Annotated in this window: 19 protein-coding genes and 1 rRNA gene; 11 read left to right on the top strand and 9 right to left on the bottom strand. The window is 62.0% G+C overall.

What is annotated here, in order from left to right; all coding sequences use genetic code 11:
- Positions 1–448 (bottom strand): 16S ribosomal RNA (locus tag JaAD80_RS15470); the annotation flags it as partial.
- Between the two features lie 497 nt (positions 449–945).
- Here JaAD80_RS15470 and JaAD80_RS15465 point away from each other — a divergent pair.
- Complete coding sequence (locus JaAD80_RS15465; RefSeq protein ID WP_102295264.1) at positions 946–2,325, top strand: sodium-dependent transporter; 1,380 nt, start codon at positions 946–948, stop codon at positions 2,323–2,325.
- Here JaAD80_RS15465 and JaAD80_RS15460 read toward each other — a convergent pair whose 3' ends face one another.
- The 7 genes from JaAD80_RS15460 to JaAD80_RS15430 form a co-directional block, all read right to left on the bottom strand.
- Complete coding sequence (locus JaAD80_RS15460) at positions 2,326–2,940, bottom strand: M15 family metallopeptidase (protein WP_102295262.1); 615 nt, start codon at positions 2,938–2,940, stop codon at positions 2,326–2,328.
- Positions 2,940–3,842, bottom strand: coding sequence for a LysR family transcriptional regulator (locus JaAD80_RS15455; RefSeq protein WP_102295260.1), 903 nt, complete (start codon positions 3,840–3,842; stop codon positions 2,940–2,942). The genes JaAD80_RS15460 and JaAD80_RS15455 overlap by 1 nt, the downstream gene beginning before the upstream one ends.
- 83 nt (positions 3,843–3,925) lie before the next feature.
- Positions 3,926–4,726, bottom strand: coding sequence for an N-acetylmuramoyl-L-alanine amidase (locus JaAD80_RS15450; protein WP_102295259.1), 801 nt, complete (start codon positions 4,724–4,726; stop codon positions 3,926–3,928).
- The gene (locus JaAD80_RS15445; RefSeq protein WP_258003013.1) at positions 4,723–5,703 is read right to left on the bottom strand and encodes a BadF/BadG/BcrA/BcrD ATPase family protein; all 981 of its coding nucleotides are present in this window, start codon (positions 5,701–5,703) and stop codon (positions 4,723–4,725) included. The genes JaAD80_RS15450 and JaAD80_RS15445 overlap by 4 nt, the downstream gene beginning before the upstream one ends.
- Before the next feature lie 94 nt (positions 5,704–5,797).
- Positions 5,798–7,459 (bottom strand): glycoside hydrolase family 10 protein, encoded by a 1,662-nt coding sequence (locus tag JaAD80_RS15440; protein ID WP_102295255.1) that lies wholly within the window; start codon positions 7,457–7,459, stop codon positions 5,798–5,800.
- Between the two features lie 91 nt (positions 7,460–7,550).
- A complete protein-coding gene (locus JaAD80_RS15435) occupies positions 7,551–8,861 on the bottom strand; it encodes an MFS transporter (RefSeq protein WP_102295253.1) in 1,311 nt (436 codons plus the stop codon).
- 45 nt (positions 8,862–8,906) lie between these two features.
- Positions 8,907–9,788, bottom strand: a complete 882-nt coding sequence (locus tag JaAD80_RS15430; RefSeq protein ID WP_102295251.1) for an N-acetylmuramic acid 6-phosphate etherase — start codon at positions 9,786–9,788, stop codon at positions 8,907–8,909.
- Between the two features lie 215 nt (positions 9,789–10,003).
- Here JaAD80_RS15430 and JaAD80_RS15425 point away from each other — a divergent pair, with 215 nt between their 5' ends.
- Together JaAD80_RS15425 and JaAD80_RS15420 are read left to right on the top strand one after the other, a co-directional pair.
- On the top strand, positions 10,004–11,062 hold the full coding sequence (locus tag JaAD80_RS15425) for a helix-turn-helix transcriptional regulator (protein WP_180979435.1): 1,059 nt from the start codon (positions 10,004–10,006) through the stop codon (positions 11,060–11,062).
- A 141-nt stretch (positions 11,063–11,203) separates the two neighbouring features.
- Positions 11,204–12,337 (top strand): nuclear transport factor 2 family protein, encoded by a 1,134-nt coding sequence (locus JaAD80_RS15420; protein WP_180979434.1) that lies wholly within the window; start codon positions 11,204–11,206, stop codon positions 12,335–12,337.
- Positions 12,338–12,418: 81 nt separating this feature from the next.
- Here JaAD80_RS15420 and JaAD80_RS15415 read toward each other — a convergent pair whose 3' ends face one another.
- On the bottom strand, positions 12,419–13,159 hold the full coding sequence (locus JaAD80_RS15415; RefSeq protein WP_102295246.1) for a GntR family transcriptional regulator: 741 nt from the start codon (positions 13,157–13,159) through the stop codon (positions 12,419–12,421).
- Positions 13,160–13,387: 228 nt separating this feature from the next.
- Between JaAD80_RS15415 and JaAD80_RS15410 the strand changes: the two genes are divergently transcribed.
- The 8 genes from JaAD80_RS15410 (at position 13,388) to bioD (ending at position 22,461) form a co-directional block, all read left to right on the top strand.
- A complete protein-coding gene (locus JaAD80_RS15410; RefSeq protein ID WP_258003012.1) occupies positions 13,388–14,743 on the top strand; it encodes a serine hydrolase in 1,356 nt (451 codons plus the stop codon).
- Positions 14,744–14,863: 120 nt separating this feature from the next.
- Positions 14,864–16,111, top strand: coding sequence for a D-amino acid dehydrogenase (locus JaAD80_RS15405; protein ID WP_102295244.1), 1,248 nt, complete (start codon positions 14,864–14,866; stop codon positions 16,109–16,111).
- Between the two features lie 68 nt (positions 16,112–16,179).
- Positions 16,180–16,635, top strand: a complete 456-nt coding sequence (locus JaAD80_RS15400) for a YchJ family protein (RefSeq protein WP_219726831.1) — start codon at positions 16,180–16,182, stop codon at positions 16,633–16,635.
- Between the two features lie 40 nt (positions 16,636–16,675).
- Positions 16,676–18,298 carry a carboxyl transferase domain-containing protein gene (locus JaAD80_RS15395; RefSeq protein ID WP_092719086.1) on the top strand — a complete coding sequence of 541 codons (1,623 nt, stop codon included), beginning with the start codon at positions 16,676–16,678 and terminating at the stop codon, positions 18,296–18,298.
- A gap of 21 nt (positions 18,299–18,319) precedes the next feature.
- Complete coding sequence (locus JaAD80_RS15390) at positions 18,320–19,108, top strand: enoyl-CoA hydratase/isomerase family protein (protein ID WP_102295240.1); 789 nt, start codon at positions 18,320–18,322, stop codon at positions 19,106–19,108.
- Between the two features lie 45 nt (positions 19,109–19,153).
- Positions 19,154–20,482, top strand: coding sequence for an adenosylmethionine--8-amino-7-oxononanoate transaminase (gene bioA, locus JaAD80_RS15385; protein ID WP_102295238.1), 1,329 nt, complete (start codon positions 19,154–19,156; stop codon positions 20,480–20,482).
- 1 nt (position 20,483) lies between these two features.
- On the top strand, positions 20,484–21,680 hold the full coding sequence (gene bioF / locus JaAD80_RS15380; RefSeq protein ID WP_102295237.1) for an 8-amino-7-oxononanoate synthase: 1,197 nt from the start codon (positions 20,484–20,486) through the stop codon (positions 21,678–21,680).
- Positions 21,670–22,461, top strand: coding sequence for a dethiobiotin synthase (bioD, locus tag JaAD80_RS15375; protein ID WP_102295235.1), 792 nt, complete (start codon positions 21,670–21,672; stop codon positions 22,459–22,461). Before bioF ends, bioD begins: the two co-directional genes overlap by 11 nt.
- The last annotated feature ends 8 nt before the right edge of the window (positions 22,462–22,469 follow it).

Raw genomic sequence — 22,469 nt, 5'->3', positions numbered from 1 at the left:
GTTTCTTCCCTGACAAAAGAGCTTTACAACCCGAAGGCCTTCTTCACTCACGCGGCATTGCTGGATCAGGCTTTCGCCCATTGTCCAAAATTCCCCACTGCTGCCTCCCGTAGGAGTCTGGACCGTGTCTCAGTTCCAGTGTGGCTGGTCGTCCTCTCAGACCAGCTACTGATCGATGCCTTGGTAGGCTTTTACCCTACCAACTAGCTAATCAGATATCGGCCGCTCCACGAGCATGAGGTCTTGCGATCCCCCACTTTCATCCTTAGATCGTATGCGGTATTAGCGTAACTTTCGCTACGTTATCCCCCACTCTAGGGTACGTTCCGATATATTACTCACCCGTTCGCCACTCGCCACCAGAGCAAGCTCCGTGCTGCCGTTCGACTTGCATGTGTAAGGCATGCCGCCAGCGTTCAATCTGAGCCAGGATCAAACTCTTCAGTTTAATCTCTGTTACTTTGCCATTTTATTGGCACCGTCATTGCTGACGGGTCGCTCACTCAAAAAACTGACAGGCTACTTCCGAAGAAGTATCCTATTTCATTATTTCTTGTGAACATTTGATATTTTAAGTTAGACGCCAATCCGAAGATTGACGCTGCACTTACATCAAATGCCCACACTTATCGACTGTTAATTGTTAAAGAACTGTATTCGGTACTGCTTATTTACCACTCTCGCGCTATCAACAAAGCGTTGTGTTTGTCAGCTGCGAAGAAGGAAGAGTATGAAGCATTTCAGCACAATCGTCAACTCCTTCTTTTCTACTACCCAGCCTCTGAAGGCTGTCCCTTTTGTGCCGCAAACTAGTGCGTCTCATTGGGGAGGCGAACTATAGCAAAGCGCCCCATCGGAAGCAAGGCTTTTCCAGGGTATTTGCGGCCAACTGCTACAATTTCGCCCCCTCAGCGCAAATCCGCGCCCCACCATAGAAGATTCACCATGAAACAACAAGCTCAAGGATCAGGCCTGACCCTGAAACGAGCTGGCTTTACCACTGGCTTCGGCGTGCTCGCCGCCACCCTCGGTTCCGCAGTCGGTCTCGGCAATATCTGGAAGTTCCCCTACCTGACGGGTGCCAATGGCGGCGCCGGCTTCCTGCTCATCTATCTGCTCGCCACCTTATTAGTAGGATTGCCCGTGATGATCGCGGAAATCACCCTGGGACGCCGCGCCAAGGTCAACCCTATCTCGACCATGGAACAACTGGCGCCCAAGGGCAAGCCCTGGTGGCTGGTCGGCCTCATCGGCATGGTCGCCGCCTTCCTTATCGTGGCGTTCTATTCGGAAGTGGTGGGCTGGGTGTTCGCCTATATTGCCAAGGCCGTCGATGGCTCCATCCTCAGCAGCGACAAAGTGGTGACGGAGGCCGCCTTCGCTTCGCTGATCAGCAATCCCGTGCAATCGCTGTTGTGGCAATGGGGCGTGTTGCTGTTTATCGGCGGCATCCTGATGCTGGGCGTGACCAAGGGCATCGAGGCGATCGCCAAGAAACTCATGCCGCTGCTATTCCTGCTGCTACTGTTGCTCTGCGCGGTCAGCCTGTCGCTGGATAAAGCGGGCGAAGGCCTGGCTTTTCTGTTCCGTCCCGACTTTTCCAAGCTGACGGCTTCCGTCGTGCTGACGGCCATGGGCCTGGCCTTCTTCAAATTGTCTGTCGGCATGGGCACCATGATGACCTACGGCAGCTATTTCCGCGACGACCAGAATATCCCCGTCACCACCTTGCGCGTGATGGCCGCCGACCTGGGCGTGTCCATGCTGGCCGGCATCGCCATCTTCCCCGCCGTGTTCACGTTTGGCTTCGCCCCCAGTGCGGGCCCATCACTGGTATTCATCACGATCCCGGCCGTGTTCTCGCAAATCCCCATGGGGCAAGCCCTGATGGTAGTGTTCTTCATCCTGGCAGCCGTGGCCGCCACAGGCGCGATGCTGTCGCTGATGGAAGTGCCCGTGGTGATTTTCCATGAACGCTTCGGCTGGACACGCACCAAGGCCACCGTCGTGACCATGCTGCTGCTGGCCGTGCTCGGTTCCGTGTGCGCGCTGAGTAACAGCACCCTGGCAGACTTCAAGCTGTTTAACTTGAATATGTTTGATCTGTTCGACTTTGTCTCGTCGAACATCTTCCTGCCCGTGGGCGGTATTGCGATTGCCTTGTTTACCGGCTGGGCCTGGGGCAAGCACAACTTTATTGAAGCGATCAGCAACCACGGCCAGTTGCAGAATAGAAAACTGGCGCATGTGCTGCTGTTCCTGCTGCGCTTTGTCTCGCCCGTGCTGATCCTGATCGTGATGCTGAAAGGTTTACAGGTCTTTTGATCAGAGTACCCGGGTGTAGGTCTGGCGCACCAGCACCCGGTCGCCGCAATCGAAATGCCACCATTCGCTGTTGATACCGAAAAAGCCCGCCTGGAACATGGCGTCGCGCAACAATCGGCGATGTCCCACTTGTTCCTCTGTAATTTCTCCCTTTTCCAGCAATACCAGCTCCAGTGACGGGTGCGAGCGCTCACTTAAGTCATCAAAGCCTGTACCCATGTCCAGTTCCTGCCCATCCGGCCCCACGATAGTGATGTCGAGCGCCATGCCGAACGAGTGAATGGAGCCACGCGACGGCTCGGCGATATAGCCGAGCAGCTCCGTTCCCTGCAGCGCATCCCACAGCTGCTGCTGCACCCGCTGCGGGCGCAGGGCGTCGAGCACCAGCAGATGATGATCAGGCCGCCGCTCGGCCAGCCACGCCACGGCCTTTTCCAGGGCGGCGGCCGCATCGCGGTGCAGCCAGGCGCAATCGATGGGGCTGTATAAATCGCGGCCGACGAAATTGTCGGGTGTGGCATAGCGCAGATCGACGGCGATGCCGGCAATGCTGCTCAGGTGGCGAAATTGCGGATCACTGCTGACCGCTTCCAATTGCAAACTTGCAACAGACATCAGACTCCTCTTTCCAGGCAGTTGCGCGCCGCCACGCCGATGCTGTCGGCCAAGCGCCGCGCGCCATGCGACAGCGGCGAGTGGCTGGCCGTCAATAAATACAGTTGGATAGGTATCGCGGGCGCCCATGGCCGGCGCTGCAGGCGCTCGGGCGAACCGGACGCGGCCGTAAAAGGATCGACGACGGCCATGCCAGCGCCCGCTTCCACCAGCGAGCGGGCGATTTGATAGGTCTGCACCACGGTACTGAAGACAGGATGGATATCCTGCGCCTCGCAGGCGGCGACGACGAGTTCCCCCAGCGGATCGTTGTCGGCATGGCCGATCAGCTCGCCATTCAGGCCATGCGCCGTCAACGGCGTGCCGCAATCGGCCGCATGCCAGGTGCCGGACGGAGCGATCACCGTCATGACGCCATGCGCGAGCGGCTCGGCCACGATGCCTGGATGGCGCGGGTCTTGCAGGGAGACGGCCAGGTCTGCTTCGCCCAGGCGCAAGGTATTGACGATCTCGCCCGTGTGATGCGTGGCCAGTTGGCAACGTGTGTGGGGAAAGTCGCGCCGCCATTCCGTCATGGCAAACGGCAAGACGCTGATGGCAATCGTCGGCGTGGAGACCAGGCGGATGGTTTCCACCGCATGCCCCTTCAGGCTGGCTGCCAGGCGGCGGATGCCCAATAAGTCGCGGTTGAGCTTTTCCGTCTCGACAAACAGCCGGTGCGCCTCGGGTTTTGGATACAGCTTGCCCCGCACGCGCTCGAATAGCGGCATGCCCAGTTGCAACTCACAATGCTGCAAGACCTTGGTCACGGCCGGTTGCGAGATATGCAGCACTTGGGCGGCGCCGCTGATGGTGCCAACTTGCATGATGGCGTGAAACACTTCGATATGACGCAGCCGCATGAGCTATTCCTTTACCTTGCCATGGCCGCTTGGGCCGTCAGCGTTCAGCATATAAGAAAAAGTCATGGGCTGGAACGGCCGTGCTACTTTGCAACAACAGCCGGGGCCGGCGTCGTCAGCACTTCCAGCAGGGCCGCCGTTTCGCCATCCGGCGTACCATCGAACAGCGTGTTGCGGTATTTCATCTGGAAGGCGATCAGCACATTGCGCGTCGCTTCATCGAACACGCCCGTGTTGGGCGTCGCATAGCCGTGCTGGGCCAGCTTTTTCTGGAACCAGACGGCGTCCGGCACTTGCTGCTCAAAAATGAGGCGCTGCGCAGCGACACGGTTGGCGTCCGGCCAGACGATCAGGCCCGCATCAGCCAGCTGGCGCCATGGGAACAGCGGCCCCGGATCCTGCTTGCGCTGCGGCGCGATCTCGTTATGGCCGAGGATATTTTCCGGCGCGATGTTGTAACGGGCCTGGATATCTTTTAACAGTGGAATCAGCTCATCGATCTGCGCCTGGGGAAACGGATACCAGAGACGGCCTTCCGGCGTGTCCTTGAAGCCCGGATTGACGATCTCGATGCCGATCGAGCTGACATTCAACTGTGTATAAGTCTTCCAGTTACTCACACCGGCGTGATTGGCCTGGCGCGATTCGTCGACCAGCACGTAAAACTTCGGCTTGTCCGTGTCCGTCAGCAAGTAGTGGCTGCTGACCACTTGTTCCGTCAGGATCTTGATCGAGCGGGGCAGGTCACTGACCGTGTAATGGATGACGATGAATTTCACGCGCGGGCTCTGGCTGCGCGCGCTCAAGCTATGGTCAAGGTGCGGCGCGGGCGTGGTACAGGCGGAAAGCAGGGCCACCAGCATGGCGAGAGCGATTTTTTTCATGAAAGATCCGTGTTCGGGTTAATAAAATGTTCAGTTTTTACAAGCGCCCTGAGCGCCGCTTTCACCGCCACCTTGGCGGCCGCCTCATGTGCCCGGGCAACTTTTTGCTCCATTGTCAACGATGCCGGCAAAGCAGCGCGCATGGCTGACGCGATGGCCGGGTGCAATTGTGCCGCACGTCCCGCCAGCACCACGGGGCGCGGGCCATGGCGCGCCGTCAGGGCCAGGGCCAGGCGCGCCAATTCCTGCCCGGCACGTTGCAAGATGTCCAGCGCCAGCGGGTCGGCATCCGCACTGGCGGCCACGGCCAGCGCCAGCCGGCCGATGCTACCGCGATCCTCGCCATACATGAAGGCGCGCGACAGTGACCAGTCGCTGCCGCCTAGCTGTTCAAACACGGCCTCGGCCATGGGCGACGCTTGCCAGCTGCCGGGCGCTTCGTCTTCGCGGCGCCAGATCTGGCGCAACGCTTCACGGGCGATCCAGTAGCCGCCGCCGCCATCGTCGAGCAGCACGCCGCGCCCGCCCGCACGGTGAAATATGCCATCCGTATCAATCCAGGCGGCAATCGAGCCCGTACCCGCGTAGACCAGATAACCTTCGCCTGGTTCAAAACTGTCGCGATAGGCGATCTCGATATCGTTGCAGATGGTCACGTCACCGGCCTGCAGCACCAGCAAGTCCGCCAGCGCTTGCGTCAAAGCCACGTCGTCGCCGCCAAACCCCGTCAAGCCCGCCACCACGGCGCGCGGCCAGCCAATGGCCAGCACGGCCTGAGCCAGCTTCGCAAACGTGGCGTGCAGTGCACTGCGGCCAGCCGCGCTGCTCATTTGCAAGGCAGACAAGCCTTCCACGGCGCCGTCCGCCACGATGGCGCCGTCCGCGCCGGCCAAGGCCCAGCGCGTTTGCGTGCCGCCCGCGTCGATGCCCAGACCGAGGACGGCAGCATCAATATTGGCGGTAGGGAAGGAAATCATGGCATGAGTGTAAAGCGAAGCGCTCCCGGCAGGCATGAAAGCTTGCGCATGTTTCATGCCTGCAGGTTATGGACTAGGAGTGAACGGTCAACAACTACTTGGCAGCGGCCGTAAACGGTGCGCGCATCGTGACGCGCGGGCTTTCATTGCCCAGACGGTCCACGGCGCTGACCACCACCGCGTTGACCTTGCCGACGGCGTCGTCGACCAGGGTCAGTTCGCCCTGCGTACCTGTCACCACGGTAAAACGCCAGTCTTCGCCAAAGCGTGCCCAGACCGCATACTGCGCCACGGGCTTGCCGCCGCCCGCCGTCAATTTCAGGTTCAGGCTGGTGGAATCGCGGCGCGTGGCCACGGCCGGCGTGCCGGGCGCGTCCTTGCCCAGCCACGGCGTGGCGGGAATCAGGGCAGGGCTTTGGTAGACGCTGGCCTTGAGCTGGTCGCTGACACCCTTGCGGTTCTGCATCAAAGGCACCATGCTGAAATGCACTTGTCCATTCGCGCCAGGGCGCGTGCGCGTCACTTCCACCTGCTTGATGATCTCTTGCGGCGTGAAGGACTTGGCAGAATTGTCGATGCGGCTCGTGTACAGGCCGGGCCACACATGGCGGCCATACGGATTTTGCGCCAGCCAGTAGTCGAGCAGCACGCCAAACGCCTGCGGTGCCTGCGCCACGGGCCAGTACAGCTGCGGAGACAGATAGTCGAGCCAGCCTTTGGCCAGCCACAGTTCCGCATCCGCATACAATTTATCGTACTGGCTGAAGCCGACGATGCCGGCAGGGCGGCGGTCCGGACGGCCGATGCCAAACGGGCTGATGCCGAAACGCACCCAGCTCTTTTCGCGGTGGATACCGGTATACAAGGCTTCGATCAGCTGGTTGACGTTCTGGCGGCGCCAGGACGGGCGGTCCAGTTGGCCACCGGCCAGCAGATATTGCTGCCAGGAAGGCTCATCGGGAAACGGCAATTCGCGCTTGGCGCCGCCATTGCCCGCGTCCAGCGCGGCCGTTTCCGCACCGGCACCGGCACCGGGCGCGTCGATCGGATACGGATAAAAGTAATCGTCGATGTGCACGCCGTCGATATCGTAGCGGCGCACCACGTCCAGCACCACGTCCGTCGTGTGCTTGGAAGCGGCGGCGTCGCCCGGGTCCATCCACAGGTAGCGGCCGTACTGCTTGACGGACGCCGGGTTGGTGGAGGCGAAACTGTCGCGCGCCAGCGGCGACTTGGCCGTGGCGTGGCGGGCACGGTAAGGATTGAACCAGGCGTGCAATTCCAGGCCACGGGCATGCGCCTGCGCCACCCAGAAGGCCAGCGGGTCATACATGGGCAACGGCGGCTGGCCTTGCTTGCCGGTCAGGTATTCCGACCATGGCTCCAGTTGCGACGGGTAAATCGTGTCGGCGCTGGGACGCACCTGCAGCACGATCGCGTTCAAGTTCAAAGACTTGGCGCGGTCGAGGATGGCGATCGCCTCGGCTTGCTGCTTGGCGACAGGCAGATTGCTGCGGCTGGGCCAGTCGATATTGGCCACCGTCGAGACCCAGGCGGCGCGGAACTCGCGCGGCGCTGGCGGCGGGACTTCCCCCGTGATGTGCTGCACGGGCGGCACGGCGGGCAAGCCCGCGTCCCCTGGCGGCACGGCGGAAGGCATCCTGGTGCTGGTGCAGCTGCTGAGCAATGTGGCAGTGGCCAGCGCGGCCAGTACGCCGGCGCTGGCGCCCAGGCGTTTTTTGAAAGTAGACAACAAAACAATTCCTTGCAGTGGTGGAGCGCAGGTCTATCGGTGCGGGCATTTTACTGTGCGCCCGCCATCCATGCGGGCGCGCACGGCAAAAGAATCAGGCCGCGGCCTTCTTGCCGAATTCCGGATCGATCTTGACCAGGGCGGCCATGATGAAGGCAGGAATGGTGGCGATGCAGACCCAGATAAAGAAGTGCTGGTAACCGAGCATTTGCTGTATCCAGCCGCTGGCCATGCCCGGCAGCATCATGCCCAGGGCCATGAAACCCGTGCAAATGGCGTAATGGGCCGTTTTATGCGCGCCATCGGAGACCATGATCATGTACAACATGTAGGAAGCGAAACCAAAGCCATAGCCAAATTGCTCCAACGCAATGCCGCCGGCAATCACATAGATGTTGCTGGGCAAGGCCGTGGCCAGGTACACAAACACCAGGTCCGGCAAATGGACGGACAGCACCATGATCCACAGGCAGCGTTTCAAGCCAAAGCGGGAAATGATGTAACCGCCCAGCAAGCCACCCAGGGTCAGGGCGATCACGCCGATGGTGCCGTAGACGAGGCCCACTTGTTCCGTGCTGAGGCCAAGGCCGCCCTTGGCGACGGGGTCGAGCAGGAAGGGCGCGGCCAGCTTCAACAGTTGCGCTTCACCGAGGCGGAACAGCAGCAAGAAGCCCAGGATGACGACAATATCCTTCTTCTTGAAGAAGGAGGCAAAGGTGGCGACGAATTCCTGCAGCGGAGACACACCGGCGCCCTGGATGCTGGGACGGTCATCCTTGGGTTTCGGCAAGACAAAATAGTGGTACAGGAAGAGGGTGATGAACAGCCCCGCCAGGATGGCAAACACGACGGACCAGGCCAGCTGCACATTGCCCGTCGCATGCGTCAGGTAACCGGCCAGGTAAACGAGGCCGCCCTGGCCGGCGATCATCGCCAGGCGGTAAAACGTGCTGCGCACGCCGACGAAGGCTGCTTGCTGGTGTTCTTCCAGGCCCAGCATATAGAAGCCGTCGGCGGCGATATCATGCGTGGCGGAACTGAAGGCCATCAGCCAGAAGATGGCCAGGCTGATCTGGAAAAAATGCGGCAGGGAAGTCGTCAACGCCACCAGCGCCAGCGCGGCGCCGATCACCAGCTGCAAGCCGATGATCCAGAAACGCTTGGTGCGGTACATGTCGATGAAGGGCGACCATAGCGGCTTGATGACCCATGGCAAGTACAACCAGCTGGTATACAGGGCAATATCCGTATTCGAAAAGCCGTAATTCTTGTACATGATCACGGACAAGGTCATGACCACTACATAGGGGATGCCCTGGCCGAAATACAGGGAAGGGATCCACAGCCACGGCTTATTTGACGGCTTATTCGCGCGCGCCGGGGCGGTTTGTTTCACAAGCTCCATACATCCTTCATTGTCTCCCAGACAGAAGAATGCCGCGCCATCGGATCAGGCCGCCAGTGCCGCCCGCACACTGCCGTCCGCTCTGGCCAACAATGCCTGTGCCTGGTTTGTGTTGATTTTTTTGATCAAGGCAACTATTGCCACCTTGACGTGATAGTGGCATTGCTCCAGCACGCTCCTGGCCTGCGCCTCGCTTGCGCCTGTGGCATGCATGGTCAGTCGCACCGCACGCCAGATCAGCTTGGCGTTGGTCGGCTTCAAGTCTACCATCAAGTTTCCATACGTTTTATGCAAACCGACCATCAGGGCGCTGGAAATCGTGTTCAGGGTGATTTTTTGCGCCGTGCCCGCTTTCAAACGGGTGCTGCCGGAAATGACTTCCGTGCCCGTGTCGAGCACGATGCCGCATTGTGCCTCGTGCGCCACGGGAGCGTCCACGTTGTTGGCGATGCCGATCGTCAAGGCACCGGCCTTGCGCGCGGCCAGCAGGGCGCCCAGCACATACGGCGTGGCGCCAGACGCGGCCAGCAGGATCACGACATCATTTTCCTGCGGCTGCAATCCCGACAAGTCCCGCTCGCCCTGTTGCAGATCATCTTCGGCGCCTTCGACGGCCGTGAACATGGCGCCCGCGCCGCCGGCCAGGATGGCGACGGCCCGTTCCGGTGGCCAGGAAAACGTGGGAGTGAGTTCAACACTGTCGAGCACGCCCAGGCGTCCCGACGTGCCCGCTCCCACGTACAGCAGGCGCCCGCCGGCGGCGATGCGGGGCAGGGCGGCCGTGATGGCGGCGGCAATGTCGGGCGACGCCAGCCGCACGGCCTCGACGGCCCAGAACTGGTCATCGACCAGCGCCGCCACCAGTTGTTCCACCGGATACAGATCCAGATCCGGATGCCGCCGGCTCGGGGTTTCAGTTTTCAACATGATTTCAGAACATGGTTGAAGGTGAAACCAGTTTAATACCGATGTGCAAGATCAGCCATGAAAGGATGGCGGGCAGGCATAACGGGAGTTTATGGCCAGGACAGCGTCGTGTACCGCCATTGCCCATGCAATTTGTGCATTCAGGGGGCCGGAGCCAAATTTCAGCGCCGTTTGTGTCTATACTGCGGTTCGACGCCTATCTCCACGACCGCCTCATGATCGCTCGCCAATTGCTGTTCCTGTTTAGCGCCCTGGGCGCCATCAACGGCATTTTCCTGGCCGTCTATTTCTTCAGCCGCCGGCCTCGCTGCCTGGCCGACTGCCTGCTGGGCGCATTGCTGCTGGCTGTCGGGGTGCGCACCGCCAAATCCGCCTTTCTTTACTTCAACCCGGCGATTGCCATCGAATTTCGCCAGCTGGGCCTGTCGGCCTGCCTGCTGATCGGTCCCTTGACCTATCTATATGTGCGCGCTTTTCTGGCCGGGCGCGGGCAATTGCCTGCTGGACAACAATGGCGTTGGCATCTGGGCGTGTCCTTCCTGCTGATTGGCATTGGCGTTGCCTTTCCGTATTCCGCGTATCGTTCTGCGTGGGATCTGTCGAGCCATGCCATCCATGTGTTCTGGCTAGGCTACCTGCTGGCAACGGCAAGGCTGCTCTGGCACAGCCGCCATGCATGGTGGAACGACGGACAGCGGATGGCGACCAGCAACGTGCTCCTGCTGAGCGTGTTCGCAGGCAGCTGCATCATGCTGGCGGCCTACGCGAGCACGCCGTTCACGTCTTATATTGTCGGCGCCTTGTCGTTCACCTTCTCGCTGCACGTCGCGGTCATGGTCTTTCTGCTGAGAAAGGAAACCGCGACGCCTGCCGAGCCGAAGGAGAAATACCGGAATAGCCGCCTGGCGCACGACGATGCGCTGGCCGTGCTCGCCGCGCTGGAACAACAGATGAGCGGGCAACAATCCTATCTGAACCCGAATCTGACTTTGGCCCAACTGGCCAAGCGGGCCGGATGCACGCAGGCGCAGGTGTCGCAGGTGCTCAACGACAAGCTGGGCAAGAGCTTCACTAGCTACGTCAACGAATACCGTATCGCCGAAGCGAAACAGGTATTGAGCGGCGAACCGCAACTGAACATGGATACCGTTGCCGAGCGTTGCGGCTTCAACTCCAGTTCCACCTTTTACTCGACCTTCAAGAAAGTGGCTGGGCAGACACCCGCCAGCTACCGCGCCCAATCTGGCCAGGCGGCCGGGGCCATTCCCGTGTAAAACCACTCCGGAATCGCCATTCAGGAGTCTGACATCCTGTTTGGCGACATTAATTTCCCTGCATTTCGATAAATTATCGACCATCAACGATCTGAAATCGTCGTTGCTCCGATAAACGTATTCTTCATGCAGGGTAAATCCATGATTCAGTTTTTAGTGCGAACCATACTCGCCTGTTGCTTCCTAAGCATCGCCGCCGTCGCTACCGCCGCCACCGCGGACCAGGACGAAAATGCCATCCGGGAAACCGTGGGCTTGTATCTGCATGGCACCAGCTTCAACATACAAAGCGAGATCAACCAGGCCTTCCATGCCACCGCCCGCCTTTACCTGGACGGTAAAAACGATGCGGAATGGGAAATGAGCGGTCCGGAATACGCCAAACTCTTTACCGAGGAGAAAAAAGGGCAATTCAATGGACGCCACGGACGACTGATCAAGGTGGAGGTGAGCGGCAAGGTGGCCACCGCCAAGGCCGAGATCCACATTCCCCAGCAAGGGGTGCGCTATGTGGATGTCTTTCTTTTGAAAAAGATCGCCGGCAACTGGAAGATCATCAGCAAGTCGGCCGATCGCGAGCCGGCAGCCCCGCGCCACGCACGCAAGGTGCTGCTGGTGGTGTCGAACGTGCATGAATATCCCGGCACCAAAATTAACGCAGGCAATAACTTCCCCGAACTTGCCTATACCTATGAAGTCTTTCGCAAGGCAGGGTACGCGGTCGACTTCGTCAGTCCCGAGGGTGGCGCCGTTCCTTTGGAAATGGTCGTCACGTCGGACCCGCTGCTCAAGCAGCATCTGTACGACAGTGATTTCATGTGGGCACTGGCCCATACCAGGCCCGTCGCCGAGGTCAGGGCGGACGAGTATGCGGGCATGGCTTTCGTCGGCGGCGGCTCGGCCATCGTCGGCGTCCCGGACAACAAGCCGCTGCAGGACATCGCCTTGCGCATCTATGAACAACAAGGCGGGGTGATCGCGGCCATCTGCCATGGCACCGAGGGTATCAAGAACCTGAAGCTCAGCGACGGTACTTTCCTCATCCAGGGCAAGGTGCTGACCTCGTTCCCCGATGCGTATCTCAACAAGGAATCGCCGGTCTACAAGGCCTATCCCTTTTCAGCGGAAGGCAGCATCAAGGGCCATGGCGGCATATTCAGGCATGGCGCCAATGGCAAGAGTCACGTCGAGGTTGACGGCCGGCTCGTGACCGGCATGAGCTGGGAGTCGTCCGTCGGCGTGGCGGAATCCATGATCCGCCTGATAGAGCAGTAATTCAGGCAGCGCGTAGCAGCCGTGGGGAGCGGTTTCCTGGCGAGCCGGTCGATGCTGGCTCGTCAGGGAGGCGCGCGAGCTTTATGGAGAACGGCGCATTTCGGCGACAAAATCGTAATGATCGCTGCGGCAATACGAATGCGTGAGTTCCACCGCTTCGCCCGACTCCAGATAGGCGATGCGCGTGATGAACAGCACGGCCTGGCCATCGGGGATGCCCAGCTGCTTGGCCAGCTCGGCCGTCGCATTCATGGCGCGGATATGCTGCAGGGCGCGCACGGGGGCCTTCTTGATGTTGCTCAGGTACGCATACAGCGAGTCGCCCACGGCGCCCGGGTCCGGCACCACGCTGAACGGCAGCACGCTCACTTCATACGCCATCACCACGTCGTCGGCCAGGCGCAAGCGCTCCAGGCGGGCCACTTTGGTATTCTGGGCCAGGCCCAGGCTCAGCTGCTCATCGCTGCTGGCGATGACGACATCGCGCTTGAGCCAGCGCGAACCGGGACGGTAGCCGCGCTGCTGCAGCTGCTCGGAAAAGCTCGACAGGTTCGACAGCGGCTGCTCGATGCGCGGGGCAATATAGTTGCCCGAGCCACGGCGGCGCACCACGAGGCCTTGCTCGACCAGCTGGTCGATGGCCTTGCGGGCAGTCACGCGCGATACGTCGAGCAGTTCGGACAGGGTACGTTCAGATGGCAGGGCCTGGTCTACCTGGTAGCGGCCGTTGCGTACGTCATCGCTCAGCTTGCGGGCGATCTGCATATATAAAGGCGAATTGTCATTTAAATCGACCTTGAGTTCTACGCTGGTCTGGCTCATACAGTTCTCCTTGTCCTCCTAGTGTAATAGCGATGGCGCTTGCGCGTATCCCGTCCGCCCATGAATAAATGGAAAATAGCTATAAATAACGGTTATACACTTAAAAAAACAATGTTTTACCATGGGTATAGCTTTGCATTATAGATAAATAAGCAATTTTCATTGGCCTTGGACACTTTCCCACCCTATGCTGGTGCTGCACTCCATCCACCATGACACAGGGAAAGCATGATCAATAAAATGACGGGTTTGCTGGGCTTGCTGTTGCTGGGTACGACCTGGAGTACGCTGGCCGCGCCGCCCGGCAGCGGCGCCGCGCCAGCGCTGCCGCCCGCACAGCAGCGCGCGCTCGATGCGGCCCTGTCGGCCATCGTCGATGACCCTGCACACCCGCTGGCCAGCCTGTCCGTGCTGGCCATCCGCCACGGCAAGGTGTCGTATGAACAGCAGTTTGGCTACCGCCACCTGGGCGCTACGCCGGACAGCAACTTGCCAGCGACGCCGGCCACCCTGTTCCGCATCGCCTCGGTCTCCAAGATGATGACCACTCTCGGCCTGATGCGCCTGGTGGAGCAAGGCAAGCTGAGCTTGGACCAGGATGTCAGTATTTATCTGGGCTTTTCCCTGCGCAATCCGCATTTCCCCCAGCAGAGCGTGACCTTGCGCAGCTTGCTCAGCCATACCTCCTCGCTGCGCGATGCGGGCGGCTACGCCTGGGGACCGGAGCGCAGCCTGCGCGACGTGTTTACGGCCGGTGGCGACCTCATGTGGGATACGACCGCGGCGCCAGGGCGCTACTTCACGTATTCCAACCTGAACTGGGGCGTGATCGGCACGGTGATGGAGCAAGTCACGGGCGAGCGCTTCGACCTGCTGATGCGGCGTTTGCTGCTCGATCCCATGGACGTGCCAGGCGGCTACAACCCGGCGGCGTTCCCGGCGCAAGACGTGGCAAACACGGCTACCCTGTACCGCAAGCGCACCGTCGACACGGAAGTGTGGCAGCCGCACGGGCCGTGGATCGCGCAGGTCGACGATTTCTCGGCGCGCCCACCCGCCGCGCCGCCCGGCCTTGAACGTTATGTGATCGGCAGCAATGCCACCGTCTTCAGTCCCACGGGCGGCTTGCGCATTTCCGCCGCCGGCCTGGGCAAGATCATGCAGATGCTGCTCGATGGCGGGCGCTACCAGGGTCAACAGATCGTGCAGCCGGCCAGCATCGCGCTGATGTTTGGGCGGCAATGGCAATTGGCGCCCGCTGGCGGCAATGGTGACAGCGAGCGGGGCCTGTACCGCGCCTGGGGCCTGGGCAACCAGCAATTCGATGCGGTGGCAGGGCAGGGCAACGGCCTGGCCGACGGTGCCAGCTTCGACGCCGTGGGCCACCTGGGCGACGCGTATGGCCTGGTCTCCGCCTTCGTGCTCGATTTCAAGAACAGGAACGGCATGGTGATGCTGGTGGGCGGCACGGGCAGCGATCCCGGGCAATACCCCGGCGCGTACTCCGCCATGGGGCGCAGCGAGGAATTGATACTCACGGCCTTATACCGTGGTGCGATTGCCAACAGTCACGCCTTGCCTTGAAATGGTGCATTCCTGAAAGTTATGGCTGCACCATGATGTTTCATTGGCTCCCATAACGCCCAGCCTCTAAGCTCTTCCCGAATGCTCCCGCACCATGGGAGCGCAACGCAGCGAGGCTACATGCAGCAACAAGTCATCATCATCGGCGGCGGCGTCGTCGGTCTGACATCGGCCTGGTGGCTGGCCGAGGCCGGCTACAAGGTCACTTTACTGGAACGCAATGAAGAAGTGGCGGTCGCCGCCAGTTACCGCAATGGCGGCCAGCTCAGCTATCGCTATGTGGCACCGCTGGCCGACGCCGGCGTCCCCCTGAAGGCCCTGCAGTGGCTGCTGCAAAAAGACGGACCGCTGCGCTTCCGCCCGGAGGCCGACTGGCGCCAATGGCGCTGGATGGCCAGTTTCCTGCGCAACTGTAACAGCGCCAGCAATGCCCGCACGACGGCCAAGCTGCTGGAACTGGGCGAACTGAGCCGCACTGGCATGGCGCAGCTGGAGTTGACGGTGCCGCCCGAGGCGTATGCCTGGCGCGATGCGGGCAAGCTCATCGTCTACCGCTCGCCGGCCATCTTCCAGCGCGCCGTGGCCCGCCCCGAATCGGAAGAGGCGCGCATAGTCTTGTCGCCGCTGGAAGCAGTGCAGCGCGAACCGGCGCTGGCCGCCTTGCAGGGTTCCCTGGCGGGCGGCATCTTTACGCCCGGCGAAGCGGTGGCCGATTGCCACGCCTTTTGCCTGGCCCTCGAAGCGCGCCTGCTGCAGCACCCTAACTTTTCTCTCCTGCTGAAAGGCCAAGCACGCGGCCTCGTCACGCGCAATGGCAAGATGAGCGGCGTCGATACCAGCCTGGGTTTGCTGCAAGCGGACCACTACGTGCTGGCGGCCGGCATCCAGAGCCGCGACCTGGCCGCCACGGCGGGCATTTATTTGCCGCTGTACCCGCTGAAAGGCTACAGCCTGACGGCGCCCATCCGCACGCAGGACAAGGCGCCCGAGATCAGCATCACGGATTTCGAACGCAAGGTGCTGTATGCGCGCATTGGCGGCCACTTGCGCGTGGCCGCCATGGTCGACATGGTGGGCGCAGACAACCGCATCGATTGGAACCGCATCGCCGGCCTGACGCGGCTGGCGCGCGAAGCCATGCCACAGGCAGCCGATTACGACCAGGCCACGGCCTGGGCCGGCTTGCGTCCCGCCACGCCAAACAGCGCGCCGCTGGTCGGCGCCAGCAAATATGCGAATTTGTGGCTCAACGTGGGCCATGGGCCGCTGGGCTTTACCTTTGCCGCCGGCACGGCGCGCATCCTGGCCGACCTCATGGCCGGCAAGGCGCCGCCGTTCGCGCTGGACTTCCTCAGCCCGAAAAAATAGCCGGCCAAGGCGGCGCGCACGCGGCGCCACCGTTATGGCGGATAATTGCGGAACTTTTCAGTTCCCCTATTTGCCAGCGCATGCCCACACCTTCGAAATTGTCCGCCTGCCCCTGTGGCGGCGCCGCCTACGCCAACTGCTGCGGCCCGTACATCGCGGGCGACGCCCTGCCGCCCACGGCCGAAGCGCTGATGCGCTCGCGCTACACGGCGTTCACCCTGCGCGACGAGCCGTATCTGCTGGCCACCTGGCATGCCAGCACCCGTCCCACCGACGCTTTATTTGCCGAGGAAGAAAAAGTCCATTGGCTGGGACTTGAGGTAAAATCTGCTTTACGTTTACGTCAACGTAAAGCAATATCAGCAGATCAAGCCGAAGAGACAAACCGCGACAGCGTCGAATTCGTGGCCCGCTACAAGGTCAACGGCCGCGCGCACCGCCTGCATGAAGTGAGCCGCTTCGTGCGCGAAGCTGGTGACGGCGGCATGCGCTGGTTTTATCTCGACGGCAGTTTTCCCGAATAGCGCGACCCGAGAGACCGGGCGATAAGAAAAAGGAACCGCAATGCCGCACATCGAAAGCAAACTCAATCCGCGCAGTGAAGATTTCAAGGCCAATGCCGCGGCCATGCAAGCCATCGTCGACGATTTGCGCGACAAGGTGGAAAAGATCGCGGCCGGTGGCGGCGAGGCGGCGGCCGCCAAACACCTGGCGCGCGGCAAGCTGCTGCCACGCGACAGGGTGCAGATGCTGCTCGATCCCGGCACGCCCTTCCTTGAGTTTTCCCAGATGGCGGCCTACGCCATGTACCAGGACGCCAAGGGCGTCGATGCGGCGCCCGCCGCCGGCATCATCACCGGCATCGGCAGGGTCTCGGGCCAGGAATGCGTAATCGTGTGCAATGACGCCACCGTCAAGGGCGGCACGTATTACCCGATGACGGTGAAAAAGCATTTGCGCGCCCAGGAAATCGCCGACCAGAACAACCTGCCGTGCATTTACCTGGTCGATTCGGGCGGCGCCAACCTGCCGAACCAGGACGACGTCTTCCCCGACCGCGACCATTTCGGCCGCATCTTCTACAACCAGGCGAACCTGTCGGCCAAGGGCATCCCGCAAATCGCCGTGGTCATGGGTTCTTGCACGGCCGGCGGCGCCTACGTGCCGGCCATGAGCGACGAGTCGATCATCGTCAAGGAGCAGGGCACGATTTTCCTCGGCGGCCCGCCGCTGGTGAAAGCGGCCACCGGTGAAGTGGTGACGGCAGAAGACCTGGGCGGCGGCGACGTGCACACGCGCTTGTCCGGCGTGGTCGACCACCTGGCGCAGAACGATCTGCATGCGCTGTCGCTGGCGCGCACCATCGTCTCAAACCTGAACCGTAAAAAACCGCAGCAGATGGATTTGCGCGCCTCCGTCGAGCCGAAATACCCGACGCAGGAACTGTATGGCGTGATCCCCGTCGATACGCGCAAGCCCTTCGATGTACGCGAGGTGATCGCGCGCATCGTTGACGGCAGCGATTTCGACGAATTCAAGGCCCGCTACGGCACCACCCTGATCTGCGGCTTCGCGCATATCTATGGCGTCAAAGTCGGCATCATCGCCAACAACGGCATTTTGTTCTCCGAATCGGCGCTGAAAGGCACGCACTTCATCGAGCTGTGCTGCCAGCGCAAGATCCCGCTGGTCTTCCTGCAAAATATCACGGGCTTCATGGTGGGCCGCAAATACGAAAACGAAGGCATCGCCCGCAATGGCGCCAAGATGGTGACCGCTGTCGCCACGGCGGCCGTGCCGAAATTCACGGTGATCATCGGCGGCAGCTTCGGCGCCGGCAACTACGGCATGTGCGGGCGCGCGTTTTCCCCCCGTTTCATGTGGATGTGGCCGAATGCGCGCATCTCCGTCATGGGCGGCGACCAGGCCGCCTCCGTGCTGGCGACCGTCAAGCGCGACGGCATCGAGGGCAAGGGCGGGCAGTGGAGCGCGGACGAGGAAGCGGCCTTCAAGCAGCCGATCAAGGACCAATACGAACACCAGGGCCACCCATACTATGCCACCGCGCGCCTGTGGGACGATGGCGTGATCGACCCGGCCGACACCCGCATGGTGCTGGGCCTGGGCCTATCGGCCGCCTTGAACGCGGAAATCCCGGACACGAAGTTCGGCGTGTTCCGCATGTAAGCGGCATTCAGGGAGAAGATCATGGAATTTGAAACCTTAAAACTGGTCATCGAGGGCAATGTCGCTACCGTGACCCTGAACCGCCCTGACGTGCGCAACGCCTTCAACGAGACGACGATCGCCGAACTGGCGCGCGCCTTCGAGGGCCTGGGACGCAGCGACATGGTGCGCGCCATCGTGCTGGCGGCGAATGGCGCGGCCTTTTGCGCCGGTGCGGACCTGAACTGGATGAAGAAGATGGCAGGCTACACGCATGCCGAAAACCAGGCCGACGCGCTGCAGCTGGCGCAGATGCTGCGCACGATTTACCTGTGTCCGAAACCCGTGGTGGCGAAGATCCAGGGCGACTGTTATGCGGGCGGCATGGGTCTGGTCGCCGCATGCGATATCATTCTGGCTGCGGAAGATGTGCATTTCTGCCTGAGCGAAGTGCGGCTGGGCCTGATCCCGGCCACTATTTCACCGTATGTCATCAAGGCCATGGGCGAAAACGCGGCGCGCCGCTATTTCCTGAGCGCCGAGCGGTTCTCCGCGCAAGAGGCGCTGCGCATCGGCTTTGCCCACGAGGTAGTCGAGGCAAGCGCGCTGGACGCGAAAACGGCGGAGGTGCTGAAAGCGCTGACGGGCAATAGCCCGCACGCCGTGGCGCAAGCGAAAACGCTGGTGCGCGAGATCGCCGGCCTGCCGGTCGACGACGCGCTGCTGGCGGATACCGCCGAGCGCATCGCGCAGATCCGCGCCTCGGAACAGGGCCGCGAAGGCGTGCAATCGTTCCTCGACAAGCGCAAGCCGGCTTGGCTCATGGGCTAGTGAATAGTCTGAAGCCCATGGTCTAAGAATATCATTGGAGCAGTTTTGAAAGCAGAAAAACAATCGGGCTGGGTCGAACGCAGTCTGCGCAGCGTGTGGCATCCTTGCACGCAAATGCAGCACCACGAGACTGTACCGCTCATCCCCGTCAGCCATGGCTGCGGCGCCTGGCTGTATGACCACGAAGGCCGACGCTACCTGGACGCCATCAGCTCCTGGTGGGTGAACCTGTTCGGCCATGCGAATCCGCGCATCAATGCGGAACTCAAGGATCAGCTGGACCGCCTGGAACACGCCATGCTGGCCGGTTTCACGCATGAACCGGTGATCGAACTGTCGGAAAAGCTCTCTGCGCTCACCGGCGGCGTGCTTGGCCACAGTTTTTATGCCTCCGACGGCGCCTCGGCCGTGGAAATCGCCCTGAAAATGAGTTTTCACGCCTGGCGCAACAGCGGCAAGAGCGAGAAACAGGAATTCGTCTGTTTAAAGGGCAGCTACCACGGCGAAACCATCGGCGCCCTGGCCGTCACGGACGTCGCCCTGTTCAAGGATGCCTACGGCCCCCTGCTGCGCGCCACCCAGACGGTGATGTCGCCCGACTTGCGCCAGGCGGCCGAAGGCGAAACGGCTGAAGATGTGGCGCGCCGCGCCGCCTGTGAAGTGGAACAGCTGTTCCAGCAAAAAGCCGACAAAATCGCCGCCATCATCATCGAGCCGCTGGTGCAATGCGCGACCGGCATGGCCATGCACGACCCGCTGTACCTGTCCCTGGTGCGCGCCCTGTGCGACCGCTATCAAGTCCATTTGATCCTCGACGAAATCGCCGTCGGCTGCGGCCGCACGGGCACCTTTTTTGCGTGCGAGCAGGCCGGCATCTGGCCCGATTTCGTCTGCCTGTCGAAAGGCATCAGCGGCGGCTACCTGCCGCTGTCCCTGGTGATGACGCGCGAAGACATCTATCAGGCGTTCTACAGCACCGACGTGCGCCGCGGCTTTTTGCATTCGCACTCGTACACGGGCAACCCGCTGGCCTGCCGCGCCGCGCTGGCGACTTTGTCGATTTTCGAGGAAGACGACGTGCTGGTGGCCAACCGCGTGCGCGCCGAAAAAATCACGCGCGCATTGGCGCCGCTGGCGCAGCATAACAAGGTAAAAAACTTCAGACAGCAGGGCATGATCTGGGCCTTCGATGCGGTGGATGCGGCGCCCGATTTCTCGCGCCGCTTCTTCAGCACGGCACTGGAACATGAACTGCTGATGCGTCCCATCGGCTCCACCGTCTACCTGATGCCGCCGTACATCCTCGACGACGAGGAAATTGCCGGCCTGGGCCAGCAGACCCTGGCCGTCTTCAACAGCGTGACGGGAGCCTGAGATGGAACTGCTCACGCGCTTGAAGCAGCAGTTGCACGGACTGGAAGAGCGCAGCCTGATCCGCCGCCGCCGCACCGTCGACACGCCATGCGCGCCGCGCCTGACGGTGGACGGGCGCGCCATGCTGGCCTTTTGCAGCAATGACTACCTGGGCCTGGCCGCGCATCCGCGCATCGTCGCCGCGCTGAAAGAGGGCGCCGACCTGTATGGCGCCGGCAGCGGCGCTTCGCACCTGATCAGCGGCCATAGCCGCGCCCACGCGCAGCTGGAAGAGCGGCTGGCGGCGTTCGTCGGCGCCAACCTGGAACAGGCGCGCGCCCTGTATTTCTGCACCGGCTACATGGCCAACCTGGCCGTGCTCACGGCCCTGTCGGCCGGCGACCCGGACGCGGAGATTTTTTCGGAAGCGCTGAACCACGCCTCGCTGATCGACGGCACGCGCCTGGCCCGCGTGAAAACGCGCGTGTATCCGCACGCCGACCTCGATGCCCTGGCGGGCCTGCTGGCAGCCAGCACGGCGCAAACCAAGATCGTCGTCACCGACAGTGTCTTCAGCATGGATGGCGACCTGGCGCCGCTGCCCGCGCTGCTGGCCCTGTGCGAACAATACGGCGCCTGGCTGGTGGTCGACGACGCGCACGGCTTCGGCGCGCTGGGCGAGCATGGCCGCGGTGCGCTCGAACATTTCAATTTGCGTTCGCCCTACCTCGTGTATGTGGGCACCCTGGGAAAATCGGCCGGCGTGGGCGGCGCCTTTGTGTGCGCGCACGAAGCCGTGATCGACACGCTGATCCAGAAGGCACGCCCCTACATCTTCACGACGGCGGCAGCACCCGCGCTCGCGCATGCGCTCTTGGCCAGCCTGGACATCATCGCCGGTGAAGAAGGAAAGCAACGCCGCGCCCACCTGGCGGCGCTGGTGGCACAGTGGAACGACGGCTTGCAGCTGCAACGCTGGCAAGCCTTGCCTTCAGTGACCGCCATCCAGCCCGTCATCATCGGCGAAAACGCGCACATGATGGCCGTCGCCGCCCAACTGTACCAGCAGGGCCTGTGGGTCGGCGCGATCCGCCCGCCCACCGTGCCAGCTGGCACGGCGCGCCTGCGCGCGACCCTGTCGGCCGGCCACACGGCGCAGGAAGTGGCGCAATTGATCAACGCAGTCAACACTCTGGAAAGGACTCGCCATGAGCCTTGATGACCCTATCGTGGCGGACGTGCTGGCGGACCTGGCACCGGCCGTGCAGCCGGCGCCGGCCACCACCGGCCTGCCATCGCGCTTTGCCTGTTTCGTTACCGGCACCGACACGGAAATCGGCAAGACCCTGACGTCGTCGGCCCTGCTGCACGCGCTGGTGGCGCGCGGCGTGCGCGCCTGCGGCATGAAGCCCGTGGCCGCCGGCGCCGAAATGCGCGATGGCGAACTGCATAATGAAGACGCCGACAGCCTGATCGCCGCCGGCAACGTCACCATGCTGCGCAGCCTGACGACGCCCTACATGCTGAAGGAGCCGGCAGCGCCGCACATCGCCGCCGCGCTCGAAGGCGTGAGCATCGAATCCGTGCCCATCCTGGCCGCCTACCTGGAAATCGCCGCCGCCTCGGACGCCGTCGTGGTCGAAGGCGTGGGCGGTTTCCGCGTGCCGCTGTCTCCCGGTTTCGATTCTGCCGACCTGGCGCAGCAGCTCGACCTGCCCGTGATCCTGGTGGTCGGCATGCGCCTGGGCTGCATCAGCCAGGCCTTGCTGACGGTGGAAGCCATCGAAGCGCGCGGCCTGACGGTCATCGGCTGGGTCGCCAACACCCTGGAAGTGGAAATGCGCTTCCTCGACGAAAATATCGATGCGCTGATCGAGCGCATCCCGGCGCCGCTGCTGGGCAGGGTGCCGCGCCTGGCGCAACCGAGCGCGCAAGCGGCGGCCGCGTATCTCGATTTCACCGGCCTGCCGAACTGGCCGGCGCAACAGTCGAACACGTAAACCAAACA

The sequence above is a fragment of the Janthinobacterium sp. AD80 genome, assembly GCF_002878455.1.
GTDB lineage: Bacteria > Pseudomonadota > Gammaproteobacteria > Burkholderiales > Burkholderiaceae_D > Janthinobacterium.
This window is presented reverse-complemented; position numbering and strand designations above follow the sequence as displayed.

Bases quoted from the DNA above. Each gene is read 5' to 3' on its own strand.
- JaAD80_RS15435 (WP_102295253.1), bottom strand. From the start codon at position 8,861: ATGGAGCTTGTGAAACAAACCGCCCCGGCGCGCGCGAATAAGCCGTCA.
- JaAD80_RS15415 (WP_102295246.1), bottom strand. From the start codon at position 13,159: ATGAGCCAGACCAGCGTAGAACTCAAGGTCGATTTAAATGACAATTCG.
- bioF (WP_102295237.1), top strand. From the start codon at position 20,484: ATGGAACTGCTCACGCGCTTGAAGCAGCAGTTGCACGGACTGGAAGAG.
- JaAD80_RS15450 (WP_102295259.1), bottom strand. From the start codon at position 4,726: ATGAAAAAAATCGCTCTCGCCATGCTGGTGGCCCTGCTTTCCGCCTGT.
- JaAD80_RS15455 (WP_102295260.1), bottom strand. From the start codon at position 3,842: ATGCGGCTGCGTCATATCGAAGTGTTTCACGCCATCATGCAAGTTGGC.
- JaAD80_RS15460 (WP_102295262.1), bottom strand. From the start codon at position 2,940: ATGTCTGTTGCAAGTTTGCAATTGGAAGCGGTCAGCAGTGATCCGCAA.
- JaAD80_RS15390 (WP_102295240.1), top strand. From the start codon at position 18,320: ATGGAATTTGAAACCTTAAAACTGGTCATCGAGGGCAATGTCGCTACC.
- JaAD80_RS15420 (WP_180979434.1), top strand. From the start codon at position 11,204: ATGATTCAGTTTTTAGTGCGAACCATACTCGCCTGTTGCTTCCTAAGC.
- JaAD80_RS15395 (WP_092719086.1), top strand. From the start codon at position 16,676: ATGCCGCACATCGAAAGCAAACTCAATCCGCGCAGTGAAGATTTCAAG.
- JaAD80_RS15405 (WP_102295244.1), top strand. From the start codon at position 14,864: ATGCAGCAACAAGTCATCATCATCGGCGGCGGCGTCGTCGGTCTGACA.
- bioD (WP_102295235.1), top strand. From the start codon at position 21,670: ATGAGCCTTGATGACCCTATCGTGGCGGACGTGCTGGCGGACCTGGCA.
- JaAD80_RS15465 (WP_102295264.1), top strand. From the start codon at position 946: ATGAAACAACAAGCTCAAGGATCAGGCCTGACCCTGAAACGAGCTGGC.
- JaAD80_RS15425 (WP_180979435.1), top strand. From the start codon at position 10,004: ATGATCGCTCGCCAATTGCTGTTCCTGTTTAGCGCCCTGGGCGCCATC.
- JaAD80_RS15410 (WP_258003012.1), top strand. From the start codon at position 13,388: ATGATCAATAAAATGACGGGTTTGCTGGGCTTGCTGTTGCTGGGTACG.
- JaAD80_RS15430 (WP_102295251.1), bottom strand. From the start codon at position 9,788: ATGTTGAAAACTGAAACCCCGAGCCGGCGGCATCCGGATCTGGATCTG.
- JaAD80_RS15445 (WP_258003013.1), bottom strand. From the start codon at position 5,703: ATGATTTCCTTCCCTACCGCCAATATTGATGCTGCCGTCCTCGGTCTG.